Annotated in this window: 12 protein-coding genes; 10 read left to right on the forward strand and 2 right to left on the reverse strand. The window is 71.6% G+C overall.

The features are described 5' to 3' along the window. On the reverse strand, nt 1-346 hold a 346-nt coding region (locus ESO86_RS06175), incomplete at its 3' end, for a helix-turn-helix domain-containing protein (protein ID WP_242492228.1). Between the two features lie 183 nt (nt 347-529). Between ESO86_RS06175 and ESO86_RS06180 the strand changes: the two genes are divergently transcribed. The 6 genes from ESO86_RS06180 to ESO86_RS06205 all read left to right on the forward strand — a co-directional run bounded on the left by ESO86_RS06180 (nt 530) and on the right by ESO86_RS06205 (nt 6,799). Continuing rightward, complete coding sequence (locus ESO86_RS06180; protein ID WP_207207031.1) at nt 530-1,777, forward strand: ABC transporter substrate-binding protein; 1,248 nt, start codon at nt 530-532, stop codon at nt 1,775-1,777. A gap of 25 nt (nt 1,778-1,802) precedes the next feature. After that, nucleotides 1,803-2,768 (forward strand): carbohydrate ABC transporter permease, encoded by a 966-nt coding sequence (locus ESO86_RS06185; RefSeq protein WP_129234106.1) that lies wholly within the window; start codon nt 1,803-1,805, stop codon nt 2,766-2,768. Beyond that, entirely contained in the window at nt 2,768-3,688 is a 921-nt protein-coding gene (locus ESO86_RS06190; protein WP_129234107.1) for a carbohydrate ABC transporter permease, read from the forward strand. Before ESO86_RS06185 ends, ESO86_RS06190 begins: the two co-directional genes overlap by 1 nt. A 68-nt stretch (nt 3,689-3,756) precedes the next feature. After that, nucleotides 3,757-5,424, forward strand: coding sequence for a glycoside hydrolase family 13 protein (locus ESO86_RS06195; RefSeq protein WP_129234108.1), 1,668 nt, complete (start codon nt 3,757-3,759; stop codon nt 5,422-5,424). A gap of 53 nt (nt 5,425-5,477) precedes the next feature. Continuing rightward, entirely contained in the window at nt 5,478-6,083 is a 606-nt protein-coding gene (locus tag ESO86_RS06200; RefSeq protein WP_129234109.1) for a class I SAM-dependent methyltransferase, read from the forward strand. Continuing rightward, nucleotides 6,080-6,799 (forward strand): NAD-dependent deacylase, encoded by a 720-nt coding sequence (locus ESO86_RS06205; RefSeq protein ID WP_129234110.1) that lies wholly within the window; start codon nt 6,080-6,082, stop codon nt 6,797-6,799. The genes ESO86_RS06200 and ESO86_RS06205 overlap by 4 nt, the downstream gene beginning before the upstream one ends. A gap of 228 nt (nt 6,800-7,027) precedes the next feature. Here the strand turns inward: ESO86_RS06205 and ESO86_RS06210 are convergent, their stop codons facing one another. Then, complete coding sequence (locus ESO86_RS06210) at nt 7,028-7,765, reverse strand: EI24 domain-containing protein (RefSeq protein ID WP_242492229.1); 738 nt, start codon at nt 7,763-7,765, stop codon at nt 7,028-7,030. A 169-nt stretch (nt 7,766-7,934) separates the two neighbouring features. On the opposite strand from ESO86_RS06210, the gene ESO86_RS06215 reads away from it, so the two are divergent. The 4 genes from ESO86_RS06215 to ESO86_RS06230 form a co-directional block, all read left to right on the forward strand. After that, nucleotides 7,935-8,876, forward strand: coding sequence for a cytochrome b/b6 domain-containing protein (locus tag ESO86_RS06215; protein WP_129234111.1), 942 nt, complete (start codon nt 7,935-7,937; stop codon nt 8,874-8,876). 31 nt (nt 8,877-8,907) lie between these two features. After that, nucleotides 8,908-9,333, forward strand: coding sequence for a DoxX family protein (locus ESO86_RS06220; RefSeq protein ID WP_129234112.1), 426 nt, complete (start codon nt 8,908-8,910; stop codon nt 9,331-9,333). Nucleotides 9,334-9,358: 25 nt separating this feature from the next. Continuing rightward, on the forward strand, nt 9,359-9,553 hold the full coding sequence (locus tag ESO86_RS06225) for a hypothetical protein (protein ID WP_129234113.1): 195 nt from the start codon (nt 9,359-9,361) through the stop codon (nt 9,551-9,553). Between the two features lie 35 nt (nt 9,554-9,588). Further along, the coding region (locus ESO86_RS06230) for an alpha/beta fold hydrolase (RefSeq protein WP_165307409.1) at nt 9,589-9,994 on the forward strand (406 nt) is incomplete at its 3' end.

Genomic DNA, 9,994 nt, shown 5'->3' on the forward strand with positions numbered 1-9,994 from the left:
CGTGCCGTCCGATCGGCGTGCCGCGCAGGTCGGCGACGGTCGCCGAGATGTGGTCGTGGCCGGCGTCGACGCCGATCACGACCGCGGCACGGTCGCGGAGCGCGTAGCGACGGGCGGGGCGGCCCTTGGTGTAGGCGCCGACGGCGCGCGCGTCGCGGAGCTCGTCGAGCCAGCCCTGCCGGAGCAGTTCGTCGCAGACCCCGATGACCGTCGAGCGGGTGAGCCCCGTCGCCGCCATCGCATCGCTCGCCGTGAAGGCGCCGGCGCGCCACGCGTACTCGAGCACCCGTCGAGCATTCACCCGTCGCAGCACCTGCGGCGACGTCGCCGCACCGTTCTCGTCCACGCACTTGACCTTTCCGTCGTCCTCCGTCATTATTTACGACACAGAGTAAATCTACACTCCAAATCATATATGGCGTCGTCGCCACGGCACCGACGCCCACGACTTCCCGGAGGAGACGACGACGTGCCTCACCCACCGATCAGCCCCAGCCGTCACCCGAACCCGGCCGCCGGCGACCGCCGGATGCGCGGCCGGCTCGGCATCGCCGGCGCCGTGGTCCTCGCCTCGGGCCTCGCCCTCAGCGGCTGCTCCGGCGCGGGCAGCGGCACGGAGGACATCACCTTCCTGCTCAGCAAGCCCGAAGCGGTCCCGTACTTCCAGGACCTCGTCGCGGAGTTCAACGGCTCGCAGTCCGAGGTGCGCGTCACGCTCGACTCGGCATCGAACCTCTCGGCCGGCTTCCTCCGCGGCAACCCGCCCGACGTCGGGCTGCTCAACTACAACTACGAGATGGCGCGCTTCATGGAGCGCGGCGCCCTCTCCGACCTCTCCGACATGCCCGAGGCGGACCGCATCCGCCCCGACGTGCAGGAACTCGTGGACCAGTACGCGACCTACCCGGGGCGCACGAGCGTGCTGCCCTACTCGGTCGCCGCGGCATCCGTCATCTACAACGTGCAGATGTTCGAGGAGAACGGCATCGAGGTGCCGACCACCTGGGACGAGCTGATCGCCGCGTGCGACACGCTCGAAGCGGCCGGGATCACTCCGATCTACGGCACGTACAAGGACGCGTGGACGGTGGCGCAGGGCCTCTTCGACTACAGCGTGGGCGGCACGACCGACGTGCCGGAGTTCCTCGCCGCGCTCGAGGAGGAGGGCACGGAGGTCGGTCCCGACTCGCCCGTGTCGTTCCAGAAGACGATCCTCGACCCGGTCCTCCAGATGGAGGAGCTCGCGGCCTACTCCAACGCCGACGCCGCGAGTCGCGGCTACGGCGATGGGAACGTGGCCTTCGCCAACGGCGAGGCCGCGATGTACCTGCAGGGACCCTGGGCCCTCGGTGAGATCGCCAAGACCAGCCCCGACCTCGAACTCGGGACCTTCCCGCTCCCGATGACGAACGATCCCGACGACCTGAAGGTCCGCGTGAACCTCGACCTGGCGCTGTGGGTGCCGGAGGCGAGCAACAGCAAGGAGGCGGCGCGCACGTTCGTGTCGTACCTGATGCAGCAGGACGTGATGGACGCCTACAACGCCGCGTTCCTGGGCTTCGGTACGACGACGGATGCCGCGCCCGTGACCGACGAGCGGATCCTCGGGATGCAGGAGTACTACGACGCCGGCGAGTTCTACCAGGGACTCTCGCGGTCGATCCCGCTCACCATCCCGATCGACAACTACATCCAGGCGATGGTGACCGGCGCGGACATCCCGGCGACCCTCGCGACCATCGACGCGGACTGGGCGCGACTCGCGCTGCGCGGCTGACGGCGATTCGAAAGGACACCCCGACATGAGCACACCGGTCACCACCGCCGCGGCCTCCGCCGGCTCCCTCGTCGACGAGGCCGAGCACGGCCGGACCGACCACCTCGCCGGCGCCCGCCACGATCGACGCGGCCGGGTCCGCGTCGATCCGATCTACTACTGGTTCCTCGTCCCGACCCTCGTGCTGTTCACGCTCGCGATCACGGTCCCCGCGGTGCTCGGCATCTTCTACTCGTTCACGAACTTCATCGGGTTCGGCGACTGGGAGTTCGTGGGGTTCACCAACTACGTGGCCGCCTTCTCCGACCCCGCGATCCTCGCGAGCTACGGGTTCACGTTCGGCTTCGCCATCGTGACGGTCCTGCTGGTGAACGTCATCGCGTTCCTGCTCGCCGTCGGCCTGACCGCGAAGATCAAGCTCAAGGCCGGGCTGCGGGCCGTGTTCGTGATCCCCATGGTCATCTCGGGCATCGTCATCGCCTACGTGTTCAACTTCCTCTTCTCCAACTCGGTGCCCGCGCTCGGCTCGGGACTCGGCATCCCGTGGCTCTCGGAGTCGATCCTCGCCAACCCCGACCTCGCCTGGCTCTCGATCGTGATCGTCACCGCCTGGCAGTCGATCCCGGCGACCCTGCTCATCTACATCGCAGGGCTCCTCTCGATCCCCGGCGAGGTGTACGAGGCCGCGGACATCGACGGGGCGGGCGCGGTGCGACGGCTGTGGTCGGTCACCCTCCCGCTCGTCTCCGGGTACGTCGTGATCAACATGATCCTGGGGTTCAAGAACTACCTCAACGTGTACGACGTCATCGTCGGCCTGACCAACGGCGGTCCGGGAACCTCCACCCGCAGCATCGCGATGACGATCTTCACCGGCTTCACGGGCGGCGACTACGCCTACCAGATGGCGAACGCGACGATCTTCTTCATCATCGCCGTCGCGATCTCGGTGCTCCAACTCCGAATCACCCGCGGAAAGGCGGCGATCTGATGACCCAGACAGCAGCGAAGCGGACCGCCGCTCCCGTCCTCCCGGCCACCGCCCGCAACGGCGCGCCCACCCCCGCGCGTCGGCGCGGGAAGGTCGGCCAGGAGAAGACGAGCTGGACGACCATGGTCATCCTGTTCCTCTGCGCCATCACGGTGCTCCTGCCGCTCTACGTGACGATCTCGATGTCGCTGAAGTCGACCTCGCAGGCCGTCGACGGCAACGCGTTCTCGCTTCCGGCGCCGATCGACTTCTCCGGGTTCGTCCAGGCCTGGGAGCTGACCAACTTCCCGGTCGCCTTCACGATCTCCCTGCTCGTGACGGCGGGCACGGTGGTGGGCACCGTCCTCCTCGCGTCGCTCGCGTCCTACGCGATCGTGCGCAACTGGGAGCACCGCTTCTTCCGCTGGTCGTTCTTCTACCTGCTGGCGGCGATGTTCCTGCCGTTCCCGGTCGTCGCACTCCCGCAGATCCAGCTCACGGGCCTCGCGGGGCTCGCGAACCCGGCCGGCGTCACGATCCTGCACATCATGTTCCAGCTCTCCTTCAGCATCCTGCTGTTCACCGCGTTCCTGCGCTCGATCCCGCTCGAACTCGAGGAGAGCGCCCGCATCGACGGGGCGACCACCTGGCAGACCTTCCGGCAGCTGATCTTCCCGCTGCTCGCGCCGATGAGCGCCACCGTCGCGATCTTCGCCTTCCTGGCGTCGTGGAACGACTTCATGATGCCGTCGCTGATCATCGCCGACTCCGCGCAGCAGACGCTGCCGGTCGTGCAGTCGATCTTCCAGACGCAGTTCAGCAACAACTACAACGTGTCGTTCGCGTCGTACCTCATGGCCATGGCGCCCGCCATCGTCGTCTACCTGTTCACGCAGCGATGGGTCATGGAGGGCGTGACCCAGGGCGCCGTGAAGGGCTGAGCCCGCCCGGCGCACCCCGCCTCCGACCACCTCATCACCACCCCACTCCCGAAAGGACCTCCGCACCCATGAGCGACGTGCTCGCACGCCCCGACCTCGCCCGACTCCACGACGACGCCGACTGGTGGCGCCAGGCCGCGGTCTACCAGATCTACCCCCGCAGCTTCGCCGACGCGGACGGCGACGGGATCGGCGACCTGCGCGGCATCCGCGCCCGCGTGCCGTACCTGCAGGACCTCGGCATCGACGCCGTCTGGATGAGCCCCTTCTACCCGTCGGCGCTCGCCGACGGCGGGTACGACGTCGACGACTACCGCGACATCGACCCCAGGCTCGGCACGCTCGCCGAGTTCGACGACCTCGTCGCGGCGCTCCACGAGGCCGGCATCCGCGTGATCATCGACATCGTGCCGAACCACACGTCGGACCGCCACGAGTGGTTCCGGGAGGCGCTCGCCTCGCCGCGCGGCTCGGCCGCCCGCGCCCGCTACGTGTTCCGCGACGGGCTGGGGCCCGACGGATCGCTCCCGCCGGCCGACTGGACGAGCGCGTTCGGCGGACCCGCGTGGGAGCCCGTCGGCGACGGGCAGTGGTACCTGCACTACTTCGCGACCGAGCAGCCCGACCTCAACTGGGACAACCGCGAGGTGCGCGACGACTTCCTGCGTACGCTGCGGTTCTGGTCGGACCGCGGCGTCGACGGGTTCCGCATCGACGTCGCGCACGGCCTCGCGAAGCGCCTCGACGACGAGCTGCCCGACCAGGCGACGCTCGACGCGCTGCCGCGCGACGGCGCCCACCCGCTGTGGGACCGCGACGAGGTGCACGAGATCTACGCCGAGTGGCGTGGCGTGTTCGACGAGTACACGCCGCCGCGCACCGCCGTCGCGGAGGCATGGGTCGAGTCGCACCGGCGGCCGCGGTACGCGAGCGTCGAGGGGCTCGGGCAGGCCTTCAACTTCGACCTGCTCGAGGCGCCGTTCGACGCGGCCGAGTTCCGCCGCATCGTCGACGCCAACCTCGCGCTCGCCGCGGCATCGGGCTCGTCGACCACGTGGGTGCTCTCGAACCACGACGTCGTCCGGCACGCGACGCGATACGGGCTCCCCGAGCCTTCGGTGCCCGGCGAGAAGCACGGCGGGGCGTGGCTGCTCTCGGGCGGGACGACCCCCGCGCTGGACCGCGAGCGTGGCCTCCGCCGCGCCCGCGCCGCCAGCCTCTTCGTGCTCGCCCTGCCGGGCTCGGCCTACCTGTACCAGGGCGAGGAGCTCGGGCTGCCCGAGGTCGCCGACATCCCCGCCGCGCAGCGGCAGGACCCCGCGTACTTCCGCAACCCGGGCGTCGACATCGGCCGCGACGGATGCCGCGTGCCGCTCCCATGGGAGTCCGAGGGCGACTCGTTCGGGTTCGGCCCTGCCGGTGCGCACCTCCCGCAGCCGGCCTGGTTCGGCGAGTACGCGGCGGACGGGCAGTCCGACGACCCGACGTCGACCCTGTCGATGTACCGTCGCGCGCTCGCGCTGCGCCACGACCTCCAGGGCGCGGAGGAACTCGAGTGGGTGCCGACCGCCGACGCCGACGTGGTCCACTTCCGCCGACCCGACGGCTGGGAGGTCGTGGCCAACTTCGGCCCCCGGCCCGTGGCGCTGCCGGAGGGCGCCTCGGTGCTCGTCGCGAGCGGCGACCTCGACGACGGAGTGCTGCCCGCCGAGACGACGGCCTGGCTGCGACGCTGAGCGTCCGGCCCGCCGCTTGACGATCGGGGCGCCGCGTGGTCGCATGACCTGTGATGGATGCCACGCGGCCCCCGCTCATCACCGACGACGACCTCGACGACCTCGAGCGCGAGGCGATCGGGCACGTCCGCGGGCGCGTGCTCGAGATCGGCGCGGGCGAGGGCGAGAACTTCGGGGCGTTCCACCACGACGTCGAGTGGATCGGCCTCGAGCCCGACTCCGAACGCCGAACCGAGCTCGCGCAGCGGGCCAGGGAGTGGAAGCACGACCAGGTCCCGCTCGACGCGGTCGCCGAGCGGATCCCGCTCGGCGACGCCTCGGTGGACGCGGTCGTCGGGACGTACGTGCTCTGCTCGGTCACCGACCAGGCGACCGCGCTCGCCGAGGTGCGGCGCGTGCTCCGCCCCGGCGGCGACGTCGTCTTCGTCGACCACGTCGTCGCGCCCCCGGGCACGCTGAAGCGCGGCATCCAGCGCGCGGTCACGCCCTTCTCGAAGCGCTTCTGCCACGGATGCCACTGGGACCGCGACACGGGCGCCGCGCTCGCCGAGGCGGGGTTCGAGGTCGACGAGGCGCGCCTCGTGCGGGTGCCCTCGTTCCCCTTCGGTCCGACCCGCGTGCTCGTCTTCCGCGGGCGCGCTCCCGGAGCGGCCGCATGACGCCCGGCCTCGCCGGCAGTCCGCGCATCGTCGTGCTCACCGGCGCCGGGATCTCCGCCGAGAGCGGCGTGCCGACCTTCCGCGACGCGGGCGGGCTCTGGGAGGGCCACCGCGTCGAGGACGTCGCGACCCCCGAGGCGTTCGAGCTCGACCCGGACACCGTGCAGCGCTTCTACGACGCCAGGCGGCACGCCGTGGCATCCGTCGCCCCGAACCCGGCGCACACGGCGCTCGCGGCCCTCGAACGCGAACTCGGCGGCGACCTGCTCGTGGTCACGCAGAACATCGACGACCTGCACGAGCGCGCCGGGTCGGCGCGCGTGCTCCACATGCACGGCGAGCTCGGCCGGGTGCGCTGCGTCGCGTGCGAGGCCCGCAGCGACGCGCCGGGCGACCTGCAGCCCGGGCCTCCCTGCCCGTCATGCGGCGAGCGGATGCTCCGCCCCGACGTCGTCTGGTTCGGCGAGATGCCCTACGGGCTCGACGAGATCGACGTCGCGCTCGCGCGCTGCGAGGCATTCGTCGCCATCGGGACGTCCGGCGCGGTGCATCCGGCGGCGGGCTTCGTGCTCACCGCGTCGGCGTTCGGGGCGACGACGCTCGAACTGAACCTCGCCGAGAGCGAGATCACCCCGTTCTTCGCCGAGTCGCGGCTCGGGCCGGCGAGCGTGCTGGTGCCCGAGTGGGTCGGCGAGGTGCTCGGCGAGGCGCGCTGAGGCGAGCGACGACGGATGCCGCGGTGCGTGGGCTGCCGCCGCGACATCCGCCGCCGGGTCCTCCATCACCCGGCCGAGCGGTCGTGTTCCCCCTCCGAGCGCTCGTCCGGATGCCGGTGGGACCTCGCGCCGCGCCGCGAGCGACGCGACGCGAGGGTGACCCGCCATCACCTACTTCCGGCGGAGGCTGCGGATCGGATGCACCCGCACGGAAATCGGCTTCGGACGTCAGGACGACGGGTCGATCACCGCCGACCTCGCGAGCAGGGTCGCCCCGGCGACCGCCGCCGGCATCGTCGCGATCGCGCCGAACGGCACGAGGAAGCAGAGCTGCGTGGCGACCCCGAAGCCGAGGAACCGCCAGCGGTTCGCGCGGAGCAGTGCGCGGCGCTGCTCGGGTGGGATGCCGCGCGCGTCCAGCGCACGCGCCGCGAGCTCCCGTGCGAGCAGGCGCCCGGTGAGCACCGCGCCGAGGATCGCCGCGGCGACGGTTCCGACGACCGGCACGATGCCCACGAGTCCCACGACGATCGCCGAGAGCAGGCCCTGGAGCACCAGCACGAGGGATCCGCGCACCCCGGCCCAGAACCCCGGACCCTCGCCCGGCGGCACGCCGTCGGCGTGGGTCTCGACCGCTGCCCAGATGCGCTCGTAGAACGGGTCGCCGACGATCAGCGTGATCGCCGTGAAGGTGACGAACGCCAGCACCGCGGCGCCCGCGAACACGACGACCGCGACGAGCGTGCGGAACGCGGTGCGCCAGAACTCCTGCCAGGCGTCGGCGAAGGGCGTCGCGAGGTCGACCAGCCCCGGCAACCCGACTCCGAGCGCCACGAGTCCCCAGACGAGCGCCGCGAACACGATCGCCGCGGGCACGAGGCCGAGCAGCATCACGCCCGGATCGCGCCGCCAGAACGCGAACCCGCGCACCAGCATCCGGGCCCCGTCGACGAGATCGTGCAGCACCGGGCCAGCATAGGGTCGAGCGCTCGGTGCGACGTGGTGTTGCGCGCGCGTCACGCGCTCCCAGCCGACGGCGATATCGTCGGAGGCATCCGTTTCACGCCCGGTGCGCGCTCGCGCCGCCCGGCAGCCGGCCTCCGCCGGCATCCGTTGGAGAAGGACCCGACGCCGCATGACCACGACCCCCACGACGTCCGCCCGCGCCGCCGAATGGTGGAAGGCGCAGCGCACGCGCGTGCTGTGGGGGACCCTGATCGCGGTCGTGGCCTTCGTCGTCATCGTCGTGCTCGCCCGCCTCCTCCGCGGCATCCCCGCCATCGAGGCGTTCATCGACGCGTACCCGGGCATCGTCCCGCCGCCCGAGGGCACCCCGGTGGGCATCCCCTGGTGGCTCGGATGGCAGCACTTCCTCAACGCGTTCTTCCTCGTGCTGCTCGTCAAGACCGGGCTCGAGCTCCGCGGCAGGCGCCGTCCGCCCGGGTTCTGGACGCGCGACAACACCCGCTGGCCGCGCACGCGGCGGGCGCCGCGCCGGCTCGGCATCTGGCTGTGGTTCCACCTCTGGCTCGACGCGCTCTGGGTGCTCGTCGGCATCACGTACGTCGTGCTGCTCTTCGCGACCGGCCAGTGGCTCCGGATCGTGCCGACCGACTGGGCCGTGGTGCCCAACGCGGTCTCCGCGGCCCTGCAGTACGCGTCGCTGGAGTGGCCGACCGAGGACTCGTGGATCGTCTACAACGCGCTCCAGCAGCTGGCCTACTTCTCGGTCGTCTTCATCGCGGCTCCGCTCGCCCTCGTCACCGGGCTGCGGCTGTCGTCGATCTGGCCCGTCGAGGGCCCGTGGGCGTCGGCGAGGACCGAGCGGATGGCGCGCGCCGTCCACTACCCGGTGATGCTCTTCTTCCTCGCGTTCACGTTCGTGCACGTCGTGCTCGTGCTCTCGACGGGCGCGCTCCGGAAGCTGAACCAGATGTACGCGGCGCGGGACGCCGACGACTGGATCGGCTTCGGGGTCTTCGCGCTGTCGGTCGTCGTGATGGTCGTCGCGTGGGTCGTCGCGAAGCCGCCGCTGCTGAAGCGCATCGCGGCGAAGTCGGGGCGCGTGCAGGGCTGACCGCATGGCCGCCGCTCCGTAGGCTCGACCCATGACCCGGACTGCTCCCGTTCCACCCTCCACGCCCGCGCGCACCGTCGCACGGTGGACGCTCGCCGGCTTCCTCGCGTTCGCCGGTGTCAGCCATCTCCTCTGGGCGCGACGCGAGTTCCGGGCGCAGGTGCCGCCGTGGGTGCCCATCGACGCCGATGCGGTGGTCGTCGGCTCGGGCGTCGTCGAGGTCGGCCTCGGGGCCGCGCTCGTCGCGCTCCCGAGGGAGCGGTCCCGCGTCGGATGGATCGTCGCCGCGTTCTTCGCCGCGGTCTTCCCGGGCAACATCGCGCAGTGGCGTGAACGCCGCGACGCGTTCGGGCTCACGACCGACCGCGCGCGGTTCCTCCGGCTGTGGTTCCAGCCGCTGCTCATCGCGCTCGCGCTCTGGTCGACCCGTGCGCCGCGTGACGACCAGTCCCGGTGAGTGCGGTCCGGGCTAGGCTCGAAGGATGAGCCGCACCGTCTGGACCGTCCTCGGCGTGATCGCCGCCGTCGTGATCGCGTGGATCCTCGTCGACGTCGTCTTCAGCGTGCTCTGGTTCGTCGTGAAGCTCGCGATCGTCGCGGTGGTCGCGGTCGTCGTCTTCTTCTGGCTGAGGTGGCTCGTGACGCGTCGGGACGACCGCAAGGCGGTCGAGCGATAGCCGGGTCCGGCGAGGGCGGTCCCGCCGCCGTCGACGTGCCGTCTCCGCACGGCGGGGTCCTGCGTGCCTTCGACAGCGGTGCGCCCCACCCGGGTGCGCCCGTCGTGGTGTGGCACGCGGGGTCGCCCCACACGGGCGAGCCGCTCGAGCCGCTCGCGACGGCGGCACGAGCGCGGGGCATCCGGCTCGTCACCTTCGCGCGTCCCGGCTACGGCGGGTCCACGCCGCGACCCGGGCGCGACGTGGCCTCGAACGCAGCCGACGTGGCGGCGATCGCCGACGCCCTCGGCATCGACCGGTTCGCCGTCATCGGGTACTCGGGCGGAGGACCGCATGCACTGGGGTGCGCCGCGCTCCTGCGCGATCGCGTGACGGCGGCCGCGGTGCTCGCGAGCCCGGCGCCGTTCGGCGGCGTCGACTGGTTCGCCGGCATGCACGGGC

It is taken from the genome of Agromyces binzhouensis (genome assembly GCF_004135055.1).
In the GTDB taxonomy this organism is placed as follows: Bacteria; Actinomycetota; Actinomycetes; order Actinomycetales; family Microbacteriaceae; genus Agromyces; species Agromyces binzhouensis.